Source organism: Arthrobacter sp. 2RAF22, from assembly GCF_052115325.1.
GTDB lineage: Bacteria > Actinomycetota > Actinomycetes > Actinomycetales > Micrococcaceae > Arthrobacter.
In genome coordinates, this window is the sequence record NZ_JBFRGL010000015.1 from 1 (window position 1) to 24,416 (window position 24,416).

General features: G+C 65.3%; 23 protein-coding genes, 1 pseudogene and 3 riboswitches. Of the genes and pseudogenes, 11 read left to right on the top strand and 13 right to left on the bottom strand.

The genetic code is table 11. The features are described from left to right. Both AB4068_RS12100 and trmB read right to left on the bottom strand, forming a co-directional pair. Window positions 1-150: pseudogene (locus tag AB4068_RS12100) on the bottom strand (lipoyl synthase); the annotation flags it as partial. A 49-nt stretch (window positions 151-199) separates the two neighbouring features. Next, window positions 200-303, bottom strand: a riboswitch (glycine riboswitch). A gap of 1 nt (window position 304) precedes the next feature. Further along, window positions 305-403: riboswitch (glycine riboswitch) on the bottom strand. A gap of 86 nt (window positions 404-489) precedes the next feature. Beyond that, complete coding sequence (gene trmB / locus AB4068_RS12105) at window positions 490-1,413, bottom strand: tRNA (guanosine(46)-N7)-methyltransferase TrmB (RefSeq protein WP_284991880.1); 924 nt, start codon at window positions 1,411-1,413, stop codon at window positions 490-492. 102 nt (window positions 1,414-1,515) lie between these two features. Between trmB and AB4068_RS12110 the strand changes: the two genes are divergently transcribed. After that, window positions 1,516-2,802: an MFS transporter gene (locus AB4068_RS12110; RefSeq protein WP_441433506.1), complete on the top strand. Its 1,287-nt coding sequence runs from the start codon at window positions 1,516-1,518 to the stop codon at window positions 2,800-2,802. 81 nt (window positions 2,803-2,883) lie between these two features. On the opposite strand, the gene AB4068_RS12115 is transcribed toward AB4068_RS12110, so the two are convergent. After that, window positions 2,884-4,176, bottom strand: coding sequence for an MFS transporter (locus AB4068_RS12115; protein ID WP_307055425.1), 1,293 nt, complete (start codon window positions 4,174-4,176; stop codon window positions 2,884-2,886). A gap of 28 nt (window positions 4,177-4,204) precedes the next feature. Beyond that, on the bottom strand, window positions 4,205-5,425 hold the full coding sequence (locus AB4068_RS12120) for a M20 metallopeptidase family protein (protein ID WP_441433507.1): 1,221 nt from the start codon (window positions 5,423-5,425) through the stop codon (window positions 4,205-4,207). 143 nt (window positions 5,426-5,568) lie between these two features. Between AB4068_RS12120 and AB4068_RS12125 the strand changes: the two genes are divergently transcribed. Continuing rightward, window positions 5,569-6,597, top strand: a complete 1,029-nt coding sequence (locus AB4068_RS12125) for an Lrp/AsnC family transcriptional regulator (protein WP_284991885.1) — start codon at window positions 5,569-5,571, stop codon at window positions 6,595-6,597. Here AB4068_RS12125 and AB4068_RS12130 read toward each other — a convergent pair. Together AB4068_RS12130 and AB4068_RS12135 are read right to left on the bottom strand one after the other, a co-directional pair. Next, window positions 6,594-7,745 (bottom strand): alkaline phosphatase family protein, encoded by a 1,152-nt coding sequence (locus AB4068_RS12130; RefSeq protein WP_441433508.1) that lies wholly within the window; start codon window positions 7,743-7,745, stop codon window positions 6,594-6,596. The genes AB4068_RS12125 and AB4068_RS12130 overlap by 4 nt on opposite strands. Further along, complete coding sequence (locus AB4068_RS12135; protein ID WP_441433509.1) at window positions 7,742-9,007, bottom strand: alkaline phosphatase family protein; 1,266 nt, start codon at window positions 9,005-9,007, stop codon at window positions 7,742-7,744. Before AB4068_RS12135 ends, AB4068_RS12130 begins: the two co-directional genes overlap by 4 nt. A 152-nt stretch (window positions 9,008-9,159) precedes the next feature. Between AB4068_RS12135 and AB4068_RS12140 the strand changes: the two genes are divergently transcribed. After that, window positions 9,160-10,644: an MFS transporter gene (locus AB4068_RS12140; RefSeq protein WP_441433510.1), complete on the top strand. Its 1,485-nt coding sequence runs from the start codon at window positions 9,160-9,162 to the stop codon at window positions 10,642-10,644. On the opposite strand, the gene AB4068_RS12145 is transcribed toward AB4068_RS12140, so the two are convergent. After that, the gene (locus AB4068_RS12145) at window positions 10,641-11,363 is read right to left on the bottom strand and encodes an SAM-dependent methyltransferase (protein WP_441433511.1); all 723 of its coding nucleotides are present in this window, start codon (window positions 11,361-11,363) and stop codon (window positions 10,641-10,643) included. The two genes, AB4068_RS12140 and AB4068_RS12145, sit on opposite strands and share 4 nt — an antisense overlap. Window positions 11,364-11,778: 415 nt before the next feature. On the opposite strand from AB4068_RS12145, the gene AB4068_RS12150 reads away from it, so the two are divergent. Beyond that, window positions 11,779-13,512 carry a DEAD/DEAH box helicase gene (locus AB4068_RS12150; RefSeq protein ID WP_441433512.1) on the top strand — a complete coding sequence of 578 codons (1,734 nt, stop codon included), beginning with the start codon at window positions 11,779-11,781 and terminating at the stop codon, window positions 13,510-13,512. 37 nt (window positions 13,513-13,549) lie between these two features. Here AB4068_RS12150 and AB4068_RS12155 read toward each other — a convergent pair whose 3' ends face one another. The 5 genes from AB4068_RS12155 to AB4068_RS12175 form a co-directional block, all read right to left on the bottom strand. Beyond that, window positions 13,550-14,200: an MBL fold metallo-hydrolase gene (locus AB4068_RS12155; protein ID WP_441433513.1), complete on the bottom strand. Its 651-nt coding sequence runs from the start codon at window positions 14,198-14,200 to the stop codon at window positions 13,550-13,552. A 36-nt stretch (window positions 14,201-14,236) separates the two neighbouring features. After that, complete coding sequence (locus tag AB4068_RS12160; RefSeq protein WP_441433514.1) at window positions 14,237-15,256, bottom strand: aldo/keto reductase; 1,020 nt, start codon at window positions 15,254-15,256, stop codon at window positions 14,237-14,239. 69 nt (window positions 15,257-15,325) lie between these two features. Beyond that, window positions 15,326-15,691, bottom strand: a complete 366-nt coding sequence (locus AB4068_RS12165) for a DMT family transporter (RefSeq protein ID WP_059389909.1) — start codon at window positions 15,689-15,691, stop codon at window positions 15,326-15,328. Between the two features lie 2 nt (window positions 15,692-15,693). Continuing rightward, entirely contained in the window at window positions 15,694-16,008 is a 315-nt protein-coding gene (locus AB4068_RS12170; RefSeq protein ID WP_059389910.1) for a DMT family transporter, read from the bottom strand. Window positions 16,009-16,017: 9 nt separating this feature from the next. Further along, a riboswitch (guanidine-III (ykkC-III) riboswitch) is annotated at window positions 16,018-16,083 on the bottom strand. A gap of 76 nt (window positions 16,084-16,159) precedes the next feature. Further along, on the bottom strand, window positions 16,160-16,810 hold the full coding sequence (locus AB4068_RS12175; RefSeq protein ID WP_059389911.1) for a HutD/Ves family protein: 651 nt from the start codon (window positions 16,808-16,810) through the stop codon (window positions 16,160-16,162). A 133-nt stretch (window positions 16,811-16,943) separates the two neighbouring features. Here AB4068_RS12175 and AB4068_RS12180 point away from each other — a divergent pair, with 133 nt between their 5' ends. From AB4068_RS12180 to poxB, 7 genes are all read left to right on the top strand, one after another. Continuing rightward, window positions 16,944-17,540: a phosphoribosylanthranilate isomerase gene (locus tag AB4068_RS12180; protein ID WP_441433515.1), complete on the top strand. Its 597-nt coding sequence runs from the start codon at window positions 16,944-16,946 to the stop codon at window positions 17,538-17,540. Between the two features lie 193 nt (window positions 17,541-17,733). Continuing rightward, entirely contained in the window at window positions 17,734-18,084 is a 351-nt protein-coding gene (locus AB4068_RS12185; RefSeq protein WP_059389912.1) for an ArsR/SmtB family transcription factor, read from the top strand. Beyond that, on the top strand, window positions 18,081-18,542 hold the full coding sequence (locus AB4068_RS12190) for an SRPBCC family protein (protein ID WP_059389913.1): 462 nt from the start codon (window positions 18,081-18,083) through the stop codon (window positions 18,540-18,542). The genes AB4068_RS12185 and AB4068_RS12190 overlap by 4 nt, the downstream gene beginning before the upstream one ends. A gap of 138 nt (window positions 18,543-18,680) precedes the next feature. Continuing rightward, entirely contained in the window at window positions 18,681-19,157 is a 477-nt protein-coding gene (locus AB4068_RS12195; protein WP_306962060.1) for a hypothetical protein, read from the top strand. A gap of 65 nt (window positions 19,158-19,222) precedes the next feature. After that, window positions 19,223-20,299: an ATP-dependent DNA ligase gene (locus tag AB4068_RS12200; protein ID WP_441433516.1), complete on the top strand. Its 1,077-nt coding sequence runs from the start codon at window positions 19,223-19,225 to the stop codon at window positions 20,297-20,299. Window positions 20,300-20,364: 65 nt separating this feature from the next. Further along, window positions 20,365-20,766 (top strand): YccF domain-containing protein, encoded by a 402-nt coding sequence (locus tag AB4068_RS12205; RefSeq protein WP_059389916.1) that lies wholly within the window; start codon window positions 20,365-20,367, stop codon window positions 20,764-20,766. Between the two features lie 110 nt (window positions 20,767-20,876). Then, window positions 20,877-22,613, top strand: a complete 1,737-nt coding sequence (gene poxB / locus AB4068_RS12210; RefSeq protein WP_332602932.1) for a ubiquinone-dependent pyruvate dehydrogenase — start codon at window positions 20,877-20,879, stop codon at window positions 22,611-22,613. A gap of 22 nt (window positions 22,614-22,635) precedes the next feature. Here the strand turns inward: poxB and AB4068_RS12215 are convergent, their stop codons facing one another. Then, complete coding sequence (locus AB4068_RS12215) at window positions 22,636-24,378, bottom strand: sialidase family protein (RefSeq protein ID WP_441433517.1); 1,743 nt, start codon at window positions 24,376-24,378, stop codon at window positions 22,636-22,638. Window positions 24,379-24,416 lie beyond the last annotated feature (38 nt).

The window sequence follows — 24,416 nt, forward strand, 5'->3', positions numbered from 1 at the left end:
GCCTTCTTTTTTCACGAGGTTCTTCAGGCCCACGAATTCCGGGCCCATCTGGACCTTGGCCTTGATCCACTCGGGCTTGCGTTCGACCGGGACGGCTTTGTTGCGCTGTTCAACGCGCAGCAGCTTACGGCCTTCAGGTGCCAGGGTCATGAGGAACTCCATAATTCAGGTGGCGCGGACGCACCACGATGATTCGGTTCCTCCCCGCTCTGTATTGGACCTGAGAGTTTCCGCGTCCCTGCCTTGCGGCTGGACGCTTGCACCGTCGGTGAGTCCGGTTGCCCGGGCTGCTTTCCAGAGTTGCCTTGCCGCGGCGGTACATGGGCCTGAGAGATTCCTGGGGAGGATTTGCTCCTACGGCGCCTGCTGAAACGTACCGGCAGGGCTCTCCCGCCGCAGATCATAAGCGTGTGCCGCCTTCCGGTGACACGTCTCACATGGTATCCGGTGCCTGTGCGGCACGCAAAGGGCACGTGAGCATTCGTGAAGCTAAATCCTGCGGTAACTAAGGTCGAAGATCATGCGCCCGGCCTCGTGGGCCTTGTTTTCGAAGCTGGTGCGGATGCGGCCATCGAAGCGCGGAGCCCATCCGCCTACGTGGTCCACTCCCTCGTTGGGGCCGGTGTGCTCGGTGCTGACCGGTGCCCGGCCTTCCTTGACGGGGGCCCCGCCCACCATGGATTCGACTCCGGATTCCCACACTTGGGTGAGGGGGCTGTCCGCGCCGGCCCGCTCGCCGTCGTGCAGGTTTTCAAACTCGGTTGAGCCGGCCAGGACCTCGCGGACGTGGACGGCGTAGTTGGACCAGTCGGTGGCGATCCGCCACAGGCCACCCTTCTTGAGGGACCGCGCAGCGAGTTCGGCGAACGCGGGCTGGATGAGGCGGCGTTTGTGGTGCCGGGACTTGTGCCAGGGGTCGGGGAAGAAGACCCAGAGCTCGCTCACCGAACCGGCAGGAAGCATGGTAGCCAGGACCTCGGGCGCGTTGGCTTCGACCACCCGGACGTTGCTGAGCCCGCGGCTGTTGATCTTGATCATGGTGTTGGCCAGGCCCGGGGTGTAGACCTCCACGGCGAGGAAGTCCTTGTCCGGGTTCTCCTCCGCAGCGTGGCATACGGCATCGCCGAGTCCCGAACCGATTTCAACGATCAGCGGTGCCTTGCGCCCGAACTCCGCTTCGGCGTCGAACACGTAGTCCGGGTGCACCGAGGTGTTGGCGACATGCCGCGGGACCTGGATGGCCCAGCGGTCCGAGTGCTCTTCCCACGCTGCCTGGCGGCGGCCCTGGAGGCGCGTCCCGCGGCGCACGAAACTGACCGGCCGGCCGCCGTAGGTGCCGAAGGAGGCCTGGCTCCCTGGGGTCACGGGGCGCGAAGACTGCGGTGTTTCAGGGGATTCTGGGGTTTCACTCATCCCCTCCAGAATACCGTTGCAGGACCAAACGCCCGCGGCGGAACCTGCGCACTCTCCCGTCACGAGGCGCCCGCCCACGGGAGTGACTGCCAGAATGGGTTGGTGACCCCCGCTTCAAGCGCCCCCAAGAACACCAAGCCACACTCCGGCGTCGCCGAGGTACTTGTCGACGCCGAGATCGACGAGCTCCCCGCCGCCGAGCCCACCCAGGTCAAGACGCGCGGCGGACTCGTCTTCCTGGGGATCTGCCTGGTGCTCATAGGGCTGAACCTGCGGACGGTCTTCTCGAGCTTTTCGGCTGTCCTTCCGGAAGTCACCGCCGACGCCGGTCTGCCGGGCTGGGCGGTGGTTGTCCTCACCACCGTGCCGGTGACCTTGCTGGGTGTCTTCGCTCCGCTGGCGCCCATCCTGGCCCGCCGTTTCGGTGCCGAGAGGGTGCTGCTCGGCGCGATGGCCGTGCTGACAGCGGGGCTGCTGATCCGACCCGTGGACCTCGCCGGAGCGGGGCACTTGCCCGCACTGCTCACCGGAACCGCGGCGTGCGGCGCCGCGATCGCCCTGTGCAACGTGCTGCTGCCCGGCGTGGTCAAGCGCGACTTCCCGCATCGGCTCGGACTCATGGGCGGTCTGTATACGACGGCGATTTGCGCGTCTGCCGCGCTTGGTGCCGGTTTCACCTACCCCGTCTTCACGGCGGCCGGGCACTGGACCTCGGCGCTGTGGTTCTGGGCGCTGCCCGCCGCCGTCGTACTTTTGCTTTTCCTGCCGCTGGCGATCCGCCAGCACCCCGTCCGCCACAACGCGGCCGACGGCGGTGCGAACGTCTGGCGTTCCGCCGTCGCCTGGCAGGTCACCGCCTTCATGGTGTTGCAGGCGATGATGTCCTTCAGCGTGTTCGCCTGGTTGGCGCCGATCCTGCGTGATCGCGGGATCGACGGCGGGACGGCCGGCTTGATCGTGTCCGTGTCGATTGTCCTGCAGATGCTTGGTTCGTTCGTTGCTCCGGGGCTAGCGGCCCGGTTCAAGGATCAGCGCGTCATCAACACCGTGGTGGCGCTCATGACCGGGGGTGGCTTTGCCTTGAGCATTTTCGGCCCCACGGACCTGATCTGGGTGTGGACCGGACTGTTGGGCCTTGGCCAGGGGAGCCTCACGGCCGTGGCGTTGACCATGATCATGCTGCGTACCCGCGATTCGCACACCGCCGCGCACCTTTCGGGCATGATGCAGGGCGTCGGCTATGGCTTGGGCTCCACGGGAACACTGATGGTCGGCCAGTTGCACCAAGCGACCGGTGGCTTCGCCGCAGCCGGCATCCTGTTCCTCGTGGTGGGGTCCCTGGCGGCCTTCTTCGGGTTCCGCGCCGGTCGGAACCGCTACGTCGGCTAGCCCGACTGACTCGCAGTTGTTGTCGTTTTCAGGGCTCAAAACGACGTTAACTGCGAGTCAGTTGGGTCCGAAAGGGGGAGGTTAGTGCGTCAGGTCCTTGCCCTTGGTTTCCGGGATCATGAAGGCGAACGCGATACCGATGGCCAACAGGATCACGGCGTAGACGTTGAACATGTTGGCTTGGCCGATGCTGCCGAGCCACGTCTGCAGGTACGGGGCCGTCCCGCCGAAGACCGCAACGCAGATGGAGTACGGGACGCCGACGCCGACGGTGCGGATCTTGGTCGGGAACAGTTCGGCGTACACGGCCGGGACAATCGAGGCGCTGCCGGCAATGAAAAACAACATCACGGACATCGAAACGGCAAGCTGCCAAGGGGAGTCCTTCAGGAGCCACGTCATGGGGAAGTGCAGCAACGCCGCCCCGGCGGAACTCACGATCAGCACGGGCTTGCGGCCGATGCGGTCGGACAGCTTGCCCCAGAACGGCAGCGACGCGATGAACGCGACGTTGCCGATGACGCCGGCCCACAAGGCTGCGCCACGATCCATCTTGAGGCTGCTGGCCGCGTAGCTCGGCGCCACGACGCCCCAGATGTAGTAGACAACGGTGAGGCCGACGGTCAGCCCGATAACCTGCAGGGCCTGCTTGCGGTATTTGACGATCTGCGGCCACATGGGCTCGCGCTTTTCCTTCGGAGCTTCGGCTTGGAACGCCTCGGTCTCCTTCATTTTGGCCCGCATGACCAAGGCGTAGATGCCCAGGGCGCCGCCCACCAGGAACGGCACGCGCCAGCCCCAGGCGTTCATGTCGGCCTTGCTCAGCACACCGGTCAGGATGGCGCCCAGCAGCGTCCCGGCAAGGATGCCGGCTGTGCCGGAGGTGTAGATGAGGGTCGCCCAGAAGCCGCGCTTTTCCTTGGGCGCCATTTCGGACAAATACGTTTGCGACGACGGCAGCTCGCCACCGTGGGCGAGGCCCTGGATGAGGCGGGCCACCAGGAGCATGACGGATGCCAGGGCCCCAACGGCCTGGAATGTCGGGGCGATACCGATCAACAGGCTGCCGACAGCCGCGAGGCCGACGGCGATGGTCATGGACGTCTTGCGGCCGATCCGGTCGCCGATCCAGCCGAAGACGAAGCCGCCGAACGGCCGGGCCACGAATCCGACGGCGAAGATCGCCAAGGTGGAGAGGACCGCGGACGTGGGGTCGGCGCTGCTGAAGAGCGCGCTGGCGATGAAGGGCGAGAACGTGGCGTAAATGGCCCAGTCGTACCATTCGACGGCGTTGCCGATGCCGGTGCCGATGAGGGTTCGCAGATGGGACTTGTGAACCTGGGCTGTGGCTGAAGCGCCTACGGTTGCGGTCATGTCTTGCTCCAAGGTCTGGGGGTGGTGGTTAGTTGCCGGCGGCGAGGGTGGCGATACGAGAGACCGCGAGCTCTGCGTAGAGCGCCGCACCATCGGACAGGACGCCGTCGTCGAACGTGGCGTAGGGAGAGTGGTTGAACGGTGAGGTGGTGTGGTCCACGCCCCGCGGCACGGCGCTGAGGCCCACGAAGGTTCCCGGAACTTCGGCCAGGACCCGGGAGAAATCCTCCGAGCCACCGATCGGCGTGGCCCAGCGGGAGAGCCGGGAATCGCCGAACATTCCCGAGATGACGTCCTCGGCGGTGTGCGTCTCGTCCTCGTCAGTGACGGTCATGGGGTATTCGCCGCGGTAGTCGACGTCCACCTCAAGGCCGTGCGCGGAGGCAATGCCCTTGAGGAGCTGCGGAATCGCAGTCATCATCCGCTCGCGGGAGGCTTCCGAGAATGTGCGGATGGTGGCTTCGAAACGCGCGGATTCGGGGATGACGTTGCGTTTGGTACCCGCCTGCAGCACCCCCACGGTCAGGACTACGGGATCGAACATGTTGAACTGCCGGGTGATCATGACCTGCAGCGCCGTCACCATTTCCGCGGCCGCGGTCACGGGGTCCTTGGCCGAATGCGGCGCCGAGCCATGGCCGCCGGCGCCCAGGACCGTGACGAAGAGTCCGTCCGAGGCGCTCATCATCACGCCAGCTTTGGTGCAGAACTGGCCGTGAGGTTCCAGTGAGGAGAAGACATGCATGCCGTAGGCGGCGTCAACACGGCGGCCTGCGGCGTCCAGGACGCCTTCGCGGATCATGTGGCCCGCGCCGTCGAAGCCTTCCTCGCCGGGCTGGAACATGAGGACGACGTCGCCGGCCAATTGATCGCGCCGCTCGGCCAAGAGGGTTGCGGCTCCGGCGAGCATGGACGTGTGGAGGTCGTGGCCGCAGGCGTGCATGGCGCCGTCGATCTTCGAGGAGAACTCGACGCCGGTGCGCTCCTGGACGGGGAGTCCGTCCATGTCGGCACGGAGCAACACAGCCGGCTTCTGCGCTGAGGCGTGCGCCGCCCCGCCCCGCAGGACTGCGGTGACCGACGTCGTGCTCTCGCCAAGGGTGATTTCGTACGGGAGTCCGTCGAGCGCCTTGAGCACCTTTTCCTGGGTGCGCGGGAGGTCCAGGCCGATTTCCGGTTCCTGGTGGAGCTCGTGGCGGAACCGGGCGATTTCTCCCTGCATCTCTTGGGCGTCTGAGGCGATCGACATCTGTTCTCCTGTTTCCTGAACGATTGGTAGGTATCCATAGCCATTGTCGAGTGACTAGCCTCACATTCTTCCAAAGCCCTGTAAAAATTCAGGAACATGCCAGAATTAACAAGAATCGCGCATCGACAAGGAGAGGATCGCTGATGGAACTCAGTGAAGAGGACCTCCGGCTGATCAATGCCCTCCAGATCTCGCCGCGGATCAGTTGGTCCGACGCCGCGGAGGTCCTGGGCGTCCATGCCACCACGTTGGCCTCCCGATGGGACCGCCTGCGGGAATCCGGAGCCGCTTGGACCACGGCGCACCTCATGGGCGACCCCAAGCATGCCTGCCTTGCCCTGTTGGACGTGGACTGCGAAATGCACCTCAGGCCAGAGGTAACGGCCGCGCTCGCGGCGATTCCGGAGATCATCACGGTCGAGGAGGCCGCCAGCAACCGGGACCTCATGCTGACCGTCATCACGCAGGACCTGGGCGAGTTCAGCAGCCGGCTATTGCCCCAGCTCAAGGAAATCCGGGGGCTCACCAAGTACCGGACCTCGCTCTGCACCCGGATCCACACGAGCGGCTATGCGTGGCGGCTCAACGTCCTGAGCCGGGCGGAGCAGCAGGCCCTGCGCGCCCTCGCCGGGCCGGAAGCGCTCAATCCGTCCGCCCCTTATGCGCAGGTCACCCCGTTGCCGGCGAGCCATATGGAGCTCTTTCCCTTCCTCGCCCGGGACGGACGGGCTTCGGCCGCGGAAATCGCACGCGCACTGGGGCGGCACCCTGCAACGGTGCAACGGCAGCTCGGCCGGGTGCTAGCAAGCCGGATGCTGTCCTTCCGCTGCGAAATCGCCCAGCAATTCTCCGGCTATCCCATGACGTGCCAGTGGTTCGCGAATGTTCCAGCAGGCCAGCACGAGGCCGCGGCCGCCGAGTTGCGGGCCGTGAGGAACGTCAGGTTCACGGCCTCCACCACCGGCAGCACCAACTTTGTGATCATCATGTGGCTGCGCTCGCTGGCCGAGGTCATGGAGATGGAACTCGCCATCCAGCAACGCATTCCCGGGATCGAACTCGTCGAAAGCGTCGTGATGCTCAGCACGGCCAAGCGGGTCGGCTGGATGCTGAACCCGGACTCGACGGCGACCGGCGCCGTCGTGCCGACCGCCGCCGTCGGCTTGGCTTAGAGGGCGGCGTTGTAGACGTCTAGTCCGAAGCGGTTCAGCCCAGGGGTGCCTGCGTAGCCGAGATACGGGAGGCCGAAGGTGTCTTCAATGCTGGCCAGCAGACTGTAGTGGTTGTACGGCGTGGTGGACCAGGTGCCGCCCTTGGTGAAGGGGGAGATGACCAAAGCGCCGACCCGGCCGCCGCCCTGTCCGACAATCCCGGGAAGCGGGGAGTTGGGCCCGGGGCCCTCGCCGCAACACGCTGAAGCGTCTGATTGGGGGCTGTCGGATTCGTCGAAGGTGATCATCAGGACGCCGTCCTGGCGGAAGGCGGGAGACGAGGTGATCAGCGGAACGTACTGCTTCAGCCAGGCATCGGCGCTGGTCAGGCCGCCGGGCTGTCCGTCAACGCAGGGGGAGTCGTGTCCGTCATGGCAAAGGTTCGGCGTGATCATGGACAGGTTGGGCGTGGTGGAGACCGAAGCGAGATCGGTCTTCAGGTCTCCGAGGTCCACGTTGTTCTTCGCACAGTCCGGCGACCCCGTGATCCCCGCGAAGTAGACAAAGGGGTTGTGGCGGGCCGCGTACTGGTCCCCGACCCTTGCTTTCTGGGTGTCATCGGGTGCGCCGAGGGCCGGGTGGCGGCACGGTGTGCCCATGTCCTCCATGTAGCCCTTCCAGGTCTTCCCGGCTGCCGTCAACTGGCCCGCCACCGTGGGCACATCGGCGGGGAAAACGCAGCCGTCCCCAACGGCCTGGCCGGGATCTGCTGTTCCGGTCTTCGCGAACGGGGAGTACGTCTGGCAATCGGCCTGCATCTGCGGGTTGGGTCCTTGACCGGAAATCTGGGCGACGTAGTTCGGCTGCGAATTGTGTGCCGTGCCGAAATACTGGTTCAGCAGGACGCCTTGGTTGCGCAGTGTGGTGGAAAGGTACGGTGCCGCCGAACCCGGTCCCCATGTGGTGTCGTACCCCTTGTTCTCGAGGTTGATCACGAACACGTGCTTGGCTCCCGGGAGGTACCCGGAGCTCTGGACGGTTTGGGGTTCGCTCGCTTGTGCCTCGGTCTGCTGCAATCCGAAGGCGATGCAGGAGGCGCCCAGCAGGACGACCAGCAGCGCAGCGAATCCGAGCCGCATCTTGGAAATGGCGAAGTTCTTGAAGGTCATGGCAGGGTCCATCCGTCCGCAAGTGCTTTCTGTTTCAGGCCGGCCCACTCTTCCTCCGCCGGCGGCCCGACAGGCGAGCAGGCCGGTCCGGCGGCATAAGGCGGCACGAGGTACGTGGGAGCGGTCAAATTGGGTGCTGATTGGAAATCAAGCACTTCGGCGATGTTGCGCGCGGCATTGTCCCGAGGCGTCAGGGCTTGAAGCCCCCAGCGCCACTCGATGGCCTTCAGGATTGAGGTGTGGTCGTAGGTATCGTGCGCCACGTATTGCCTGCGGGCGCGCGGAGAAATGACCATGGACGGGACGCGGAAGCCGCGCCGTGCGGTATCCGGATTGCTGTCCGGTGCCGTTTCCGGTGGCACGTGGTCGTAGAACCCGCCCCATTCGTCGTAGTTGACCACCAGCATGGTGTTCGCCCAGTTGGGGCTTTTGGTCACGGCGTTGTAGACCTCCGCCAGGAAGAGCTCGCCGGAGCGGATGTCCGCATGCGGGTGGTCATCGCCTGAGGTTCCGCTGGACTCATCCGTGAAGCGCGGATCCACGAAGGACACCGAGGAGAGCTTGCCGGAACTGCAGTCGCTGAGGAACTCGGCGTAGGGCCTGGAGATGCCGAGGTACTTTGTTCCCCAGAGGGCGGTAAAGGGAACGTCGCCGTAGTAGTACTTTCCCTGAACGCCGGCGGCTGCCAAGCGGTCCCAGATCGTGGGCAGGGTGCTGGTGACGGTCGAGTTATGGAGCCTGTCCGTGGCAGCAGAGTGCTGGTAGAAGCGGTTCGGATACGTTTCGGCGAGGGTGGCTGCGAAATAGCGGTCGCAGACGGTCCAGTCGGGACCCGCTTGGCGCCAGAAGTCGAGGTCGCTCGAATCGTAGTATCCCACGGCGAATTCATCGTTCTCGCCTGCCCGCAGCCAGCCGTCGTTCTTGCCGTTGTTGAACTGGATCCTGCCGCCCTCGTAGGAATGGTCAGGGTCCGGATGCCCACAGCCCTGGAAATCCGTCAGGTGGTGGGTTGTATGCGGAATGCCGTAGCGGTCAACGAACGTCAGTCCGGCCTGTTTTCCGTCCGCGCCAGGCATCCAGCCAAGGAAATGGTCGAACGAGCGGTTTTCCATCATCACCACGATGATGTGGTCGATGCCTGAGGAACCGGGCTGTGGGAGTGCGGTTGCGGCGGGCACGGTCCTCACGGTGGCGCCGCTGACAAGCGTCGCAGCCGTGGCAGATCCGGCAACGGACAGGAAGTTGCGTCTTGTGAAGTTCACGCCAAGCAGTGCATCACGGAATGATTACGGGAACAACCGATAGTCGGCTATTTAGTACAGAGTTTGCCCAGAGTTAATTTCAGGTGAATATTAATCACTTGAATGGATTTTGAAGGTGGCCCCAAACTCGTTTGGGCTTCTAGGCTGGGATGATGACAAGCCACGACGCAACAGCCGGCATACTGCAACGCCCCTATCTCCTGGCGACGGCGGGTGCCTGGGCGTTGGTCTTCCTGGCAGCGTTCGAATCCATGGCCGTCACTACCATCATGCCGCTCGTGAGCCGCGATCTGGACGGTGCCGGACTCTATGCGTTGGCCTTCGCCGGTCCGCTCGCCACGGGCGTGATCGGCATGGTGGCCGCAGGAAACTGGGCGGACAGGCGTGGGCCGGCCGCCCCGCTGTACGCATCCGTTGCGCTGTTCGCGGCCGGGCTGCTCATCGCCGGTACCGCGCTTTCCATGCAGATGCTCGTGGCCGGCAGGCTGGTCCAAGGCCTCGGCGGAGGCGCCATGACCGTGGCGCTGTATGTGGTGATCGCCCGGGTCTACCCCGCCAGGTTGCATGCCCAAGTCTTTGCCGCGTTCTCGGCGGCCTGGGTCATTCCCTCGATGATCGGTCCCTTCGCCGCCGGCGTGGTTGCCGAGTTGAGCAGTTGGCACTGGGTGTTCCTCGGGGTCGTGGGTTTGGTGGTTCCGGCCTTGGCAATGATCCTTCCCGCCATGCGGGGGGTGCGGTCCACGCCGGACGCGCGGGAGGCGGGCTCCTCGGAGCCAGGCTCCCCCAAGGCGGGCGCCGGAGAGGCGAAGCCTGGAGGCGCCGATGTTCCCTGGGCCTTCGGCCGCATGGGGTGGGCCGCGCTCGCCGCCCTTGCGGTTCTCGGCCTGAACCTCTCCGGACAGCTGCCCGGCGTCGGATGGATGATCGCCGCCGTCGCGCTCGTCATCGCCATGCTGGCAGTGCGGCCGCTGGTCCCGCGCGGCACGCTCGGCGCGCACCGCGGATTGCCAAGCGTCATCCTCATGCGCGGAGTTGCCTCAGCAGCCTTCTTCGGTACCGAGGTTTACGTGCCGTACCTCCTCACGGAGCGGTACTCGTTCTCCCCGGCATTCGCCGGACTTGCGCTGACGGGATCGGCGATTGCCTGGGCAGCGGCGTCCGCAGTCCAGGGCCGCATGGGTTCCCGGCTCGGCAACGCCCTTGCAGTCAAGATCGGGTCTGCGCTGGTGCTCGGTTCGGTGGTCATCGTCCTCGTGACCACGGTGCTCGCGTGGCCCGCCGGAGTGGCGATTGCGGGCTGGCTGTTCGCGGGCGCCGGGATGGGTCTGATGTACCCGCGGTTGAGTGTCATGACCCTGGCGCTCTCCAAGCCCGAGGATCAAGGCTTCAACAGTTCTGCGATGTCCATCTCCGATTCCCTCGGCGGCGCCCTCTCGCTCGCCGTGACGGGTCTCGTCTTCAGTGCGCTGACGACGACGGCGGGTTCCTTCGCGGGGGTGTTCGTCCTGACGTCGGCCATCGCCGTCGTCGGGCTCGTCATTGCGCCACGGGTCGCGGCCCGGCGGCCTCCTGGTGCTGAACATGCGGTGGACGCCGAGGCGCACCGCGCAGCCGAAGCGGACGACGTGCGGGCCTAGGACGTGTGAGCCCCGGATGTCCGGGTGGCCCGGAGCACGCTGTCGATGGTGGTGGCGTGTTGGCCGTCAGGGCCCGTCACCGCGCGTTCGCGGGAATCGGCAACGTTGATCCGCCACGTCCCCGGACCGTTTGTGAGCGCCTCGACCAAGTCCTCGGGCGTGAAGAACTTGTCTTTCATGTCCTTGTGCCCGCTCCACGGAGTCAGGCCATCCGGATGATGCCCGACAACCAACAAAGCGCCGCCGGGAGCCACGGCCGCCGCAGCCGAGGCCAGGAAATCGCGCCACGGAAGAAGCGGAGAATGCAGGAACTGGGAGGACACCAGATCGAAGCCCGCTTCCGGGTGCCACGAGCCGAAATTCCGTTGCAGCCACGTGATCCGGTCCGGTAGCCCGATGTCGACGGCATGGGCTTCTGCCCGTTCAAGCGCGACGGCGGAGACGTCCACCGCGGTCACCGTCCAGCCATGCTGGGCGAGCCAGATGGCGTCCGCACCCTCCCCGCAGCCGAGATCCAGGGCGGTGCCGGGAGCCAGTCCCTTGGCTTCCGCGATGAGCTGCGGATTGGGATTCCCGCTCCACCTCTTCGCCTTCTCCCGGTAGACCTCGTCCCAAAACTGCGCCGGGTCGGCGTCCTGGTCAGGGTTGCTGTGAAGGTGGGCTCCGCTGTCGTGGATTTCGCTGTGAAGGTGGGCTCCGCCGTCGTGCTGGTGCGTCATGGCTCAAGCCTGCCCTGACGTGCGCCGCGAGGCAACGCCTGTCCCCACCCAACTGACTCGCAGTTGTTGTCGTTATAAGCCCTCAAAACGACAACAACTGCGAGCTACTTGGGGGAACACCGCCTGCGTGAACCTGCCCTGTGGAAAGGCCCGCGGCCCGCGGATGCTAGAATAGATCTACTTGATGTGCAGTGATGCCCGCTTAGTCCCCGAATTTGGCTTGGTTCCAAAGTTGGGAAGTGGGCTTTTTTCATGTGAGAGGCACATCCTGCGTCGATGAACGCGTTTTCTCTGGTCCCGGCCACGGCTTATTGCCTACCGGTCGATCACTGACTTTTTCCTCGGCGAACCCTTGGCCCAACCGGCGTCGGGGGACGATGTCCGTTGGACACCGCCAGAAAGACCCTTGAAGCACATGACTACTTTTGCTGCCCTTGGCACGCCCAAGGCCATTGCCGACTCGCTCGCTGCAGATGGCATCGAAGAAGCCTTCCCCATCCAGGTCAAGACCCTCCCGGATACGCTCGCAGGCCGCGACGTCCTGGGCCGTGGCCGCACCGGCTCCGGTAAGACCATCGCTTTCGCTATCCCGCTTGTGGCACGTCTCGCCGAGCGCGAAGCCAAGCACTTCCGCAAGCCCGGTCGCCCCATGGGACTGGTCCTCGCGCCGACCCGTGAGCTGGCCACCCAGATCAACGCCACCATCGAACCGATGGCCAAGGCCATGGGCCTGAACACCACGGTCATCTACGGCGGCATCTCGCAGGCACGCCAGGAAAAGGCGCTGCGCGCCGGCGTCGACATCGTCATCGCTTGCCCGGGCCGCCTCGAGGACCTCATCCGCCAGCGCATCCTGACCCTCGAAGCCGTCGAGATCACCGTCCTGGACGAGGCCGACCACATGGCAGACCTCGGCTTCCTCCCGGTGGTCAAGAAGCTCATGGACATGACCCCCACCCAGGGCCAGCGCCTGCTCTTCTCTGCGACGTTGGACAACGGTGTTGACAAACTGGTCAACCGTTACCTGTCCAACCCGCTGACCCACTCCGTGGACGACCCCCAGGCCGCCGTCACCACCATGGAGCACCACGTCCTGGTGGTCAACGACCAGACCGTCAAGAAGCAGCTGATTGTCGAGCTGGCCTCCGGCGCCGGCCGCCGCGTCCTCTTCATGCGGACCAAGCACCACGCCCGCAAGCTCGCCAAGACCCTGACCGACTGCGGCATCCCTGCCGTCGATCTTCACGGCAACCTGTCGCAGAATGCCCGTGACCGCAACCTCGCCGAGTTCTCCAGCGGTGAGGTCCGGGTCCTGGTGGCCACCGACGTCGCTGCCCGCGGCGTGCACGTCGACGACGTCGAACTCGTCATCCACGTCGACCCGCCCACGGAGCACAAGGCTTACCTGCACCGCTCTGGCCGTACGGCCCGCGCAGGTTCCGACGGCACCGTGGTCACGCTGACGCTCCCCGAGCAGCAGTCCGACGTCAAGAAGCTCATGAAGGCTGCCGGCGTCGACGTCTCGTTCGAACGTGTCACGGCCAACTCTCCCCTGATTGCCGAGCTCGTGGGCCAGGTCGCCGACAAGGTTGATCCCCGCACTAGTGCGGCACTGCTCGCAGCGAAGACCCAGCAGCCGGGCGGCGGCACATCCACCGGTGCCAACGCCCAGCGCAAGCGCAACCGCCGCACCACCCAGGCTGCACCCACTGCGGGTGGCCGTGGTGGTCGCGGTGGCCGTGGCAAGGTTGCGGCCGAGCCCGTGCGCACCGACATCAACCGCGCTGAGCGCCGCGCAGCAGCGAACGACGACGTCGCCCGCAGCACGCGTGGCCGCGGCAACGCAGCTTCCGCTCACCGCAACGACGTTCCTGCTGCTCGTGGCCAAGGTGCGCAGGGTGGTCGCAGCGGACGCCGGGCAACCGGCCAGCGTGCAGCCGCAGGCAACCGCTCGGCGTCGGCCCCGCGCACGGAATCCGCAACTTCAACGCGCACCGGTGGCAACAAAGGTGTCTGGTCCTCGAACACGGGTGGCAACTCCGGTGGCTCCTACGGCTCGGGCTCGGGCAATTCAGGTGCCGGTCGTCCCGCCCGCAGCGGCCCGCGCCGTGCCTCGGCTCCGGCGTCGAACGAGCGCCGCGGCCGCTAAGCCGCGCGGGGTCTAGGGGCTCCCGTCCCCGTAGGGACTACCACCCGCGTTCGCGCCATTCCGCAAGGTGTGGCCGCTCTGCACCGAGCGTGGTCGGATCTCCATGGCCCGGATGCACCAGGGTGTCGTCCGGGTAGGCCTCGAACAGCCGTTCGCTCACATCGTTCAACAGCGACGTGAAGCGGGCGGCATCGTTCTGCGTGTTGCCAACTCCTCCGGGGAACAACGAGTCGCCGCTGAAAATGTGCGCTGGCCCTTCGGGGTCCAGGTACACGTAGGCGATCGAACCCGGGGTGTGGCCGCGCAGGTGCACAGCGGTGATGTCGAAACCGTCGAAGTTTCCCACGTCCCCATGGTGCAACTGCACGTCCACGGGCACTGGGAGCGCGTCGGCGTCGTCCACTCCGGCCGAGGTCTTCGCGCCCGTAGCTTCCACTAACCCGGGCAGCGCGGGGACGTGGTCCCAATGCTGGTGGGTGGTGGCGATGAGGGCAAGTTTCGGTGGCGATGCGGCGTCGGCGACCGACTCCGCAAGCATTGCTTGGATCGCCGGAAGGTCGTCCGCGGCGTCGATCAGGAGTTGCGCGCCGCTTGCCTTGGCGGTGAGCAGGTACACGTTGTTGTTCAACTCGCTGACCGAGATTCGCCGGATGGTGATGTCACGCAGTGAATGAATGAGTGAGTCCATTCGTCCACTCTACGGAAGCCGCCTGCGGCTCACCGACTACTCGCGGCCCTGCGAAACCCAGGTGGGATCCGCGGACCGTGAGCCGACGACGGCGTCCGCGGCGCCGTCGAGCACGTCCAGTTGGGCGGCACTCAACTCGAGCGACAAGGCGCCCAGGTTCTCATCGATCCGGTGCGCTTTGCGCGTTCCGGGGATGGGGACCACGCTGAGCTGGAGGCGGCGGCCCTGGGCGTAAAGCCAGGCCAGAGCCACCTGGGCGGGAGTTGCCTCCCGGCCGGTGCTCTCGGACAGCTCGGCGGCCACGGCCCGCACTGCGGCAACAACTGCCTGGTTGGCGTCGAGTGCTCCGTCGGCAAAACGGGGGATGCGGTGCCGGAAATCGTTCTCGCCGAGTTGCTCGGCGCTGACGGTGCCGGTGAGGAATCCCCGGCCAAGCGGCGAATAGGGTACGAAGCCCACACCCAGCTCTGCCGCGGTCGGGACGACGTTGCGCTCAACGTCCCGGCTCCAGATCGACCACTCGCTCTGCACGGCTGCGATCGGGTGCACGGCGTTGGCTTCCCTCAGCTCCTCGGCTGTCACTTCCGACAGGCCAAGGTGCCGGACTTTGCCAGCCCGGACAAGCTCTGCCATGGCCTCCACGGTTTCCACAATCGGAACGCGGAGGTCGCGGCGGTGCATGTAGTAGAGGTCGATGACGTCGGTGCCCAGGCGGCGGAGGCTCGCTTCCGCCGCCTGGGCCACGTACGCGGTATCTCCCCGGACATCGGTGTAGCCCTCGCGCGGGTTGCCCACGATGCCGAACTTGGTGGCCAACTGAACCTCGTCTCGGCGATCCTTTAGCAGCTTCGCGATCAGTTCCTCGTTGTCGCCCGCGCCGTAAATGTCGGCGGTGTCAATGAAGCTGATGCCTGCATCCACGGCGTGATGCAGCGTCTTGCGGGATTCGGCGGGATCCACCTCGCCGTACACGGGGGTCAAGGCCATCCCGCCGAAACCGAGGGGGCTCACGGTCAGGCCGTCACCGAGTTGTACGTTCGTGGTTTCCGGGCTCATGGTGCTTCTCCTTCGCCGAGTGTTCGTCTCACTGCTGGCAACCCCGTGGCGCGGGGGAGTATTCCGCGCTTATCGTTGGGCGGGCTCGCTCACTTCTTCACGCTTCTCCGTGGGAAGGGCCTTCAACCCGGCCGCGCAACCCACGATTCCCGCAATGAACAGCAGCTTGAGCGGGCTGGCCGGTTCGACGCCGGTGGCCATCGCCCAGCCAACGGTCAGTGCTGCCCCGATCCCGACCCAGACGGCGTACGCCGTGCCCAAGGGAATCCGCTTCACCGCGATGCCGAGTCCGATCATGCTGAGGCTTGCCGTGACGGCGAAGACCACGGTGGGGAGGGCTTCGCTGAAGCCGTCGGACAGCCCGAGAGCCGTCGCCCATACAGCTTCGAGCACGGCGGAGGCCAGCAGAATGGCCCATGCGAACTTGGCGGTCATGGCTACGCCACCACTTTCAAGCCGACCACGCACACACCGATTCCGGCGAGCAGGAGCAGCCGGGCCGCCGTCGGGCGCTCAACTTTGGTGATCATCGCGTATGCCGCCGTGAGGACGACGCCGACTCCCACCCACACCGCATACGCGGTTCCGGTGGGGATGGATTGCATCGCGAAGGCCAGGCCCGCGGTACTCGCAACCACGGTGACGAGGAAGACGGCTGAGGGCAGCGGCTTGCGGAAGCCCTTGGAGCGGTGGAGAGCTGCGGCCCAGACGGCCTCTAGAGCGCCGGACAGAATGAGGATTAACCACGACATGACAGATCCTTTGGCCAGTCTTGTCGCGTGCCGGGTACTGAACCGTCGTCCGGAGGTCCCTCTGCGGGCCTTCCTTCGAGGCTAGCAAATCCCGACGCCGGGTGGCCAGCTTTGGTGGCGAGCCGCACCAAGGGACATGTCGCCGCTGGGACTAGGAGTGCGCATGCTCCACGCGGTCGATGGAGATGACGGCGAGGAAGCCACGGCCCAGGATTTCCGGGCTGCGGGTATCGGAACCTACTACCGCGTCGTAGCGCGCCAGTTCCACGGACTGGGGCTCTGCAGGCGCGGCGGCAGCCACACCATCCGGGCCGTCCCCGGACACAGCCGATTCCGCGGGCTCCGCGCCGGGACTAACAGAAGCCTTGCCCTCCAAGAGGACTGCCAACTGACCTTGGAACACCGGGTGTGCGCGCTTCTTGGAGAGCTCGATGATGGACGTGTAGCCCTTGAATTCGCCGGCCCTGGCGATCACATTGAGGTCCCGGATGTCGCCGGTCGGGAGTGCGCTGGCCGAAGCCGCCTCGCCGGAAAACCGGAAAGGCCGGTACTTTTCCAAGGGGTGCTCTTCGCCGTCCACCGTGAGCAGCAGCAATTCGCCGTCGATCACGGTGATGACGCGCTCCATGCCGGGGAACGTCGAGAAATCGCCGGCCGATCCGACGTCGGCGATGCTGACCCGCCAGTCCCATGCTCCGTCCTGCGCCGATGCCGCTTTCGGATGGCTGGCGAGTTCGCGGGTCACCCCGCCTCCGTTGCGCCACGGTTCGGGTTTGAGCTCGGCAAAGCGGATGATCTCCATGCGCTCCAGCCTAGCCCGGGCCCGCGGTTGGCCGGCTGAACGCTGGCGTAACATCGGTGCAATCTTGGCGCGGTTCAACAATCCCCGAGGCGCTTGCTAACGTCATAGGGAGGGAAACGGTTGGAGGCGCGGCATGTTCGTCAAAGTGTGTGGTTTGAGCACGCCCGAATCCGTGCAGGCCGCTGTCGAGTCGGGCGCGGACGCCGTAGGTTTCGTGCTGACGAAGAGCCCGCGCGAGGTATCGCCCGGCCGTGCCCGGGATCTACTGGCCCATGTACCGGAAGGTGTCGCCGCCGTCGGGGTCTTCCGCCACGAGACAGCCGCCGATGCCGTCGCAACCGCGCGCGAGGCCGGCCTCGAGTGGGTCCAGCTCCACGGCAGCCGCTCGCCGGAAGACGTTAAGACCGTGCACGACGCCGCCATGCGGCTTATCCGGGCCGTCACCATGGGTGCCGCCCCGGACGAGTTCGAAGAGTGGGGCGAGGAACTTCTCCTGATCGACGCCGCCGTGCCGGGATCGGGCGAGGCATGGGACTATGCCTCGGTCCGGAACCTGGGCCTTGGTGCGCGCCACTGGTTGTTGGCCGGAGGATTGACCCCGTCCAACGTCGGAGCCGCGGCGCTCGAAGCCGAGGCTTGGGGCGTCGACGTGTCCAGCGGCGTGGAGTCCTCCCGCGGAGTCAAGGACCTCGACCTCGTGCGCGCCTTCGTCCAAGCCGCCAAAGCCTGACGTCCCCCCAACGCTCGCTCACCTTTAACGCCCTTTCTCCCAAACGCTCGCTCAGATGATGTGAGCGGGCGTCTGCGGTTTTGCCCCCAAAAGTGAGCGAGCGCCGCAAGAAGCCCTTGACAGCCGCCGTCCGTCGTCGCATATTTAACACATCGGCTAATTAACCGAGGTGTTAAATATAAAGGCGCAAGAAATGTCCACAGACCGGCTCAGTCTCATCTTCTCGGCACTTGCCGACCCCACACGAAGGGCCATTTTGGCCCGGCTTTCGGAGGGTGACGCCACCGTGAACGAGCTTGCCGAACCGTTCGACATCAGCCTTCCCGCCGTCTCCCGGCATCTCAAAGTCCTGGAAAAAGCAGGGCTGATCAGCCGGAGCCGGAGTGCGCAGTGGAGGTCTTCCAAGCTTGAAGTGGAACCACTGCGCGAAGCCACCGAGTGGATGGACAAATACAGGCGCTTCTGGGACGCCAGTTTCACCCGCCTCGACGCCCACCTACGCAAGATTCAGCACGATTCAGAGGATCCAGGAGTCAAACCATGAACACCGAACAGCACATCCTTACCATGACCCGCGATTTCGATGCGCCACGCGAGCTCGTCTTCGACGCCTTTGTGGACCCCGAGCAGCTCGCCGCATGGTTCGGGCCTGTCGGAGTGGATTCGCCGCGCGAGCGGATCGTCGTCGACCCTCGTGTGGGCGGAGCCTGGCAGCTCGTCATGACCTGGGACGAGAACGGGGTCGCCAAGGAATCACCCATCGACGCGGTCATCACCGCATACGACCCGCCCGCCCTGCTGGTCGCCACCCAGAAAGCAGAGCCCGACGCCGGAATCACACTCTTGCTGGAAATGCGCCTTGAGTTCGAGGTACTGGATGGCGGCCGCACCCGGCTTCATCTCACCCAGGGCCCCTTTGACTCCGACGAATGGGTGGACATGACCCGCGAGGGATGGGGCACCTCGTTCACCAAACTGGACACGTTGCTGGTGCGGGAATAGGGAAGCGGTCCAAAAAGGGGCCGAAGTCAACTTGGAAGGTCGGTGCCCATCCGGGCTACACTCCACGGCGGGGACAGAATGCCATTGCTCTGGAGACCGAACGGTTCCGGAGACCGACGATCAAGCAGAATGCGACCTTTGAAAACTTCTTCCAAACCTCTTAACGGCCCTATCCGATACCTGACAGTCGCCCTCTTCGCCGCACTGGCGCTGTCCGGATGCTCCACACCAGGAGGGGGATCCGCAGCGGCGGGCACGCCGTCGTCCTCTTCCACGGGCGACCCGGCATCCGCAAGTGCAAGCCCGACTCCATCATCGGGGCCATTCGGGGGCTTCGCGTCGGCGGCCGAAATGTGCTCCACCATCTCCAAAGAAGCTACGGGAGCGTCGTTGTTGCCAATGTCGGCGGCGCAAGGCAAGACCGCCGAGCTGGAGCAATACAAGGCCGAGCTCGCCGCAACGGCGGATCGTGTCCCGGACGCGCTCAAGGCTGATTTCACCAACCTCAAGGACACTGCGATTGCCGGGTTGAAAGACCAGACCGTCTACTCAAGCGGCAAGTTCGAAAAGGCGATGGCTCCCGTTACCACTTGGCTGAGCGCCAACTGCAAGTAGCGGTTTTATCCACTTAAGCGAATAAACAGCTAGCGCAGTCCCGTTGCCGCGGCAAGAATGGCTTCATGCAGCTGCCAGTCATGCCTCCTGTCGCACCCATGCTTGCCAAGGCGGTTGGTGCCGTCCCGGATGGCGCCATGAGCTACGAACCCAAATGGGATGGTTTCCGCTCCATCGTTTTTCGTGACGGTGACGACGTCGAAATCGGTAGTCGCAACGAGAAGCCGATGAACCGGTACTTCCCGGAGCTCATCGAGGCGTTGAAGGCAAACCTGCCGGAACGCTGCGTCCTCGACGGCGAGATCATCCTGGTCGGCAGGTCCGGTGACCGCTTGGACTTTGAAGCCCTCCAGCAACGCATCCATCCGGCAGCCAGCAGGGTCAAGCTGTTGTCCGAGCAGACGCCGGCGAAATTCGTGGCCTTCGACCTGCTCGCCCTTGGCGATGAGGACTTCACGGGACGGCCCTTCGCCGAACGGCGGGCAGCGCTTGAACAAGCGCTCGCAGACGCCGCCGCTCCCATCCACCTCACTGCGGCAACCCGGGACAAGGGAACTGCGGAGCAGTGGTTCAACCAGTTCGAGGGCGCAGGCCTGGACGGCCTGCTCGCCAAGCCGCTGGATGGTACCTACCAACCGGACAAGCGCGTGATGTTCAAGGTCAAACACCAGCGGACCGCCGACTGCGTCGTGGCCGGCTACCGGGTTCATAAGACGGGTGACGATCTTATTGGTTCGCTATTGTTGGGGCTTTATGACGACGGCGGCCGGCTTTCCAACGTGGGCGTGGTGGGATCCTTCTCGATGCAGCGGCGCAAGGAACTGTTCGACGAACTCCAACCCCTCGTGACCGGGTTCGAGGGGCATCCCTGGGCATGGGCCGAGCAGGAGGAAGGCAGCCGGACACCCCGCAACGCCGAAGGGAGCCGCTGGAGCGCAGGGAAGGACCTGTCGTTCACGCCCCTGCGGCCAGATCTCGTGGTGGAAGTGGCTTACGACCATATGGAAGGGGAGCGGTTCAGGCACACAACGCAGTTCGTGCGGTGGCGGCCGGACAGGCATCCGGAGTCGTGCACCTATGAGCAGCTTGAGGAACCCGTGAAGTTCGATTTGTCAGCGGTCCTGGACACCGGGAAACCATAAAATCAGGGGGATTTCAGGGCGAACCCTTAGGCCCAGGCCGCATCCAGCAAGGGACAATGGGAGATATGAAAACGCTGCTCAACATCATCTGGCTCGTCTTCGGCGGCTTCGTCCTGGCCTTGGGATATTTCATGGCCGGAATCGTCTGCTGCTTGTTGATCGTCACCATCCCGTGGGGCATCGCGTCGTTCCGGATTGCCTCGTACACGCTGTGGCCGTTTGGCCGCATGGTGGTGGACAAGCCCGGGAGCGGGGGCGTCTTTACGCTCCTAGGCAATGTCATCTGGTTGCTGGTCGCGGGCATTTGGATCGCGATCGGGCACGTGGTCACGGCCTTCGCCATGGCCATCACCATCGTTGGGATCCCGCTGGCCATAGCCAACCTGAAGCTCATTCCGGTATCGCTCATGCCGCTGGGCAAGCAGATCGTGCCGAGCAACCGACCGTTCGTCAGCACCTACCGCTAGCACGGCGACGCCGGCCACCCGAACCCCGGCGTCGGGCAGCGGGGCGCCATGGAGTGTTCCGGAGTAGCGTAGGCGGTGTCTGCACTGCCTCCCCTCGAAAGGAACAGTCCATGTCCGCCGCCAGGAACACTGTTGCCAAGAACATCGTCTCCACCCTCAAAGCCAACAATGTCCAACGCGTCTACGGGATCCCCGGGGATTCGCTGAACGGTTTCACGGACGCGCTGCGGGAAGAGGAGAGCATCCGTTGGGTGCACGTCCGGCACGAGGAAGCCGCGGCGCTAGCGGCCGCCGCCGAGGCGGGCCTCACGGATGAACTCGCGGTGTGCGCCGGATCCTGCGGCCCGGGCAACCTTCACCTGATCAACGGCCTCTACGATGCCAACAAGTCCAGGGTTCCGGTGCTGGCCATCGCCGCCCACATTCCCAGCGAAGAGATCGGCAGCCAGTACTTCCAGGAGACGCATCCCCAGGAGTTGTTCCGGGAGTGCAGCGTTTATGTCGAGCACGTCGCGCATCCTTCCCAGATGCCCAGGGTCTTGGAAATCGCCATGCGGACGGCCGTCGAGAAGCGGGGCGTCGCCGTCGTCGTGATTCCCGGTGACGTGGCCCTCGCGGAGGCGCAGAGTGACCGGACCTCCGTGATCCGGGCCGCCCGGCCGCAGATCCGGCCCAACCCCCGGGAGCTCGCCGAGGCAGCGAACATCCTCAACGCGGCCGGCAAAGTCACCATCCTGGCCGGTGCCGGCAGCGCGGGTGCGCACGCCGAGGTCATGGCCCTGGCGGACGCACTGGGCGCGCCAATCGTCCACGCCATGCGCGGCAAGGAGCACATCGAATACGACAACCCGTTCGACGTCGGCATGACCGGCCTTTTGGGCTTCAGTTCCGGCTATCGCGCGATGGAGAGCTGCGAAGCCTTGCTCATGCTGGGCACCGATTTTCCGTACCAACAGTTCTACCCGGAGAACGCAAAGATCATCCAGGTGGATATCAGGGGCGAGCAACTCGGCCGGCGGTCCCGGATCGATCTTGGCCTGGTGGGCACGGTCAGGGACACTGCAGCCTCGCTTCTGCCCTTGATCGAGCGCAAGGTAAAGCGCACACACCTGAGTACCTCGCTCAAGCATTACGCCAAGTCGCGCGCCAAACTCGATGACCTGGCTTCGCCGGCGAAGGACGGCCAGCCGATCCACCCGCAGTTCGTGGGCAGGCTCGTGGATGAGTTGGCCGGCCCGGATACGGTTTTCACGTGCGACGTCGGATCCCCCACCGTGTGGGCGGCCCGGTACTTGAGCATGAATGGCCGACGCCGGCTGCTCGGCTCGTTCAACCACGGAACCATGGCCAATGCACTGTCGCACGGAATCGGTGCGGCGGCCGCGTATCCCGGGCGCCAGGTGGTGGCCCTCGCGGGGGACGGCGGCCTGACCATGCTTCTCGGCGAGCTGATCACCTTGGTGCAGAACAAGCTCCCGGTCAAAGTGGTGGTTTTCAACAACTCCTCGCTGAACTTCGTGGAGCTCGAAATGAAGGCCGCCGGATTCGTCAATTTCGGCACTGAGCTCGAGAATCCGGACTTCGCCAAACTGGCAGAATCGCTGGGCATCCGCGGAATCCGGGTGGACAACTCCTCCGGGTTGAAGGCGGGGCTGGCTGAAGCCTTCGCGCACGACGGTCCGGCCCTCATCGACGTCCGCACGGCCCGGCAGGAACTGTCCATTCCGCCGGCGATCAGTGCCGAGCAGGTCAAGGGCTTCACGCTCTACGCGATCCGGACGGTACTCTCCGGCCGCGGCGACCAGCTCATCGACCTCGCGAAGACCAATATCCGCCAGATTTTCTAGTCGGAACCGCTACCGCACGGGACTAGCCAGCCGTCACGGCTCCGGTGCGCAGATCGAAACTGAAGCTGCGCTTCACCACCCGGGCGCCGCCGTCGTGCGCCACCGCAAAAGTCAGCTCAAGCGAGTCCCGCGCCAGATCCTCCTCAGTGACCGTGTAAACCGGCGTGAAATACAGTGCTTCAGCGCCGGATGCCAGATCAGCGGGCGGGAAGTCCGCCGGGTTCGCGTGCGGTCCCAGGAGTACGACGCCGGATGCGGCCTGGGTGCCGAGGTTGCGGGCGCGTCCGGTGAACGCGAGGATGTCCCCGGCTTTGTAGCCCGGAATGATGGGCCCGTAGTTGAGGTCCTGGGCTTCGCGGGTTCCGAGGATCTGCGCCTGCTCCGCTGAGTATCCTTGGCCGATTTCCTTCCACGTCTGAACGTCCCAGTCACGATCGTTGTCACAGGGGAGGACATGGAATTCACCGGCGTTCTGCCACACAGGGGGCCGGCCGGGAGTGATGGAGCGCAGTTCCATGTGAAACTCGAGGTGGTCGGGCTGGGTTCCCGGCGCACCCGCCGCACCAGGCGCACCCGGCGCACCCGCCGCACCCGCCGCACCCGCCGGGCCCGAAAGCTGCTCCGTCAGCTGCTCCACCGGCACGGAAACGAAGACGATCTCGCGGTATCCCTGCCGCTCGTACAAGACGCCGATGTTGCCGTCCGGAAGCCGCGCCGCAGTCGAGTAGGCCGAGCTTCCCTCGCAGAGGACCAGCTTGGCGGGCCAGCTGGCCCCGTTGTCCGTGGACAGGCTGAGGACCGTATTGCGGCGCAGGGAAGTGTCCTGGTTGTTGCTCGCGAGCAGCCAGCTGCTCGTGGCCGGGGTGGCCAGGGATGCCACATTCGGCAGGCCGTCGAAGCGGACAAGCGAGCCGTTGTCGCTCGGGTCGGGGAGGTCCCCGACCGGTTCCAACCGGCTCCACGTCTCGCCTCCGTCATGGGAGATTGCCGCCAGCCGCCGGGGCGTGGCGCGCGAGTGCAGGAGGAGGCGGCCGTCGTCGAGGCATGCCACTTTGTTTTCGTTGGGGCCGACCCCATCCGGACCCTTTCCGATGAGCGATCCGAGCGTCCAGTTCTCGCCGTGGTCGTCGCTGTATGCGGAAGCCGCCATGATTTCGCCGTCGACGAGCACCACGAACTGCTGGACCAGTCGCCCGGCGAACGGACCGGCGTGCATCTGGATTCCCTGACCGGCTGCTGCGAAAATCCCCGTGATGCCGCGGTCGCCGGCACGAGCGCCCGGAACACCGCCCCGCTTGAGCTGTCCGGTGAGCCGCCGATGCTGCCAGGTGACGCCGTCGTCGTCGGAAAAGCTGACATCGCAGTGCTGCACGTCGTCATCGGGTTCCAGGCCGCCTACCGCTTCGAAGAAACCGGCATGCGTCCCCGCGGCATGGAACATGAAGATCCGCCCGGTCACTGCGTCCACCAAGAGGCTCGGATCGCCGTAGCCATTGAGCCCCGAGCCGCTGCGGACCACGCGCTGTTCCTCCCAGCTGCGGCCATTGTCCGTGCTGCGCCGCAGCAGGAGATCGATCGGATTGGGCAGGTCGTCCAAGTTCGGCCGGCCGTCATAGGCGGCGAGCACTGTCCCCGCCGTCGAGACGGCCAGCGCCGGTATGCGGTACTGCCGGTAGCCTCCCGTGCCGCGCACCGCCAGGACGTGCTCGACGTCGGGACGGGCTTGGGGGAGTGCGGCACCACGGCGCTGGAGGTAGGAGGTCACACCTCCATGATACGAGACGACGCCTTCGGCTAGAACGA

Bases quoted from the DNA above. Each gene is read 5' to 3' on its own strand.
- trmB (WP_284991880.1), bottom strand. From the start codon at position 1,413: ATGAGTGAAACCCCAGAATCCCCTGAAACACCGCAGTCTTCGCGCCCC.
- AB4068_RS12115 (WP_307055425.1), bottom strand. From the start codon at position 4,176: ATGACCGCAACCGTAGGCGCTTCAGCCACAGCCCAGGTTCACAAGTCC.
- AB4068_RS12120 (WP_441433507.1), bottom strand. From the start codon at position 5,425: ATGTCGATCGCCTCAGACGCCCAAGAGATGCAGGGAGAAATCGCCCGG.
- AB4068_RS12125 (WP_284991885.1), top strand. From the start codon at position 5,569: ATGGAACTCAGTGAAGAGGACCTCCGGCTGATCAATGCCCTCCAGATC.
- AB4068_RS12130 (WP_441433508.1), bottom strand. From the start codon at position 7,745: ATGACCTTCAAGAACTTCGCCATTTCCAAGATGCGGCTCGGATTCGCT.
- AB4068_RS12140 (WP_441433510.1), top strand. From the start codon at position 9,160: ATGACAAGCCACGACGCAACAGCCGGCATACTGCAACGCCCCTATCTC.
- AB4068_RS12145 (WP_441433511.1), bottom strand. From the start codon at position 11,363: ATGACGCACCAGCACGACGGCGGAGCCCACCTTCACAGCGAAATCCAC.
- AB4068_RS12150 (WP_441433512.1), top strand. From the start codon at position 11,779: ATGACTACTTTTGCTGCCCTTGGCACGCCCAAGGCCATTGCCGACTCG.
- AB4068_RS12155 (WP_441433513.1), bottom strand. From the start codon at position 14,200: ATGGACTCACTCATTCATTCACTGCGTGACATCACCATCCGGCGAATC.
- AB4068_RS12160 (WP_441433514.1), bottom strand. From the start codon at position 15,256: ATGAGCCCGGAAACCACGAACGTACAACTCGGTGACGGCCTGACCGTG.
- AB4068_RS12165 (WP_059389909.1), bottom strand. From the start codon at position 15,691: ATGACCGCCAAGTTCGCATGGGCCATTCTGCTGGCCTCCGCCGTGCTC.
- AB4068_RS12170 (WP_059389910.1), bottom strand. From the start codon at position 16,008: ATGTCGTGGTTAATCCTCATTCTGTCCGGCGCTCTAGAGGCCGTCTGG.
- AB4068_RS12175 (WP_059389911.1), bottom strand. From the start codon at position 16,810: ATGGAGATCATCCGCTTTGCCGAGCTCAAACCCGAACCGTGGCGCAAC.
- AB4068_RS12180 (WP_441433515.1), top strand. From the start codon at position 16,944: ATGTTCGTCAAAGTGTGTGGTTTGAGCACGCCCGAATCCGTGCAGGCC.
- AB4068_RS12185 (WP_059389912.1), top strand. From the start codon at position 17,734: ATGTCCACAGACCGGCTCAGTCTCATCTTCTCGGCACTTGCCGACCCC.
- AB4068_RS12190 (WP_059389913.1), top strand. From the start codon at position 18,081: ATGAACACCGAACAGCACATCCTTACCATGACCCGCGATTTCGATGCG.
- AB4068_RS12200 (WP_441433516.1), top strand. From the start codon at position 19,223: ATGCAGCTGCCAGTCATGCCTCCTGTCGCACCCATGCTTGCCAAGGCG.
- AB4068_RS12205 (WP_059389916.1), top strand. From the start codon at position 20,365: ATGAAAACGCTGCTCAACATCATCTGGCTCGTCTTCGGCGGCTTCGTC.
- poxB (WP_332602932.1), top strand. From the start codon at position 20,877: ATGTCCGCCGCCAGGAACACTGTTGCCAAGAACATCGTCTCCACCCTC.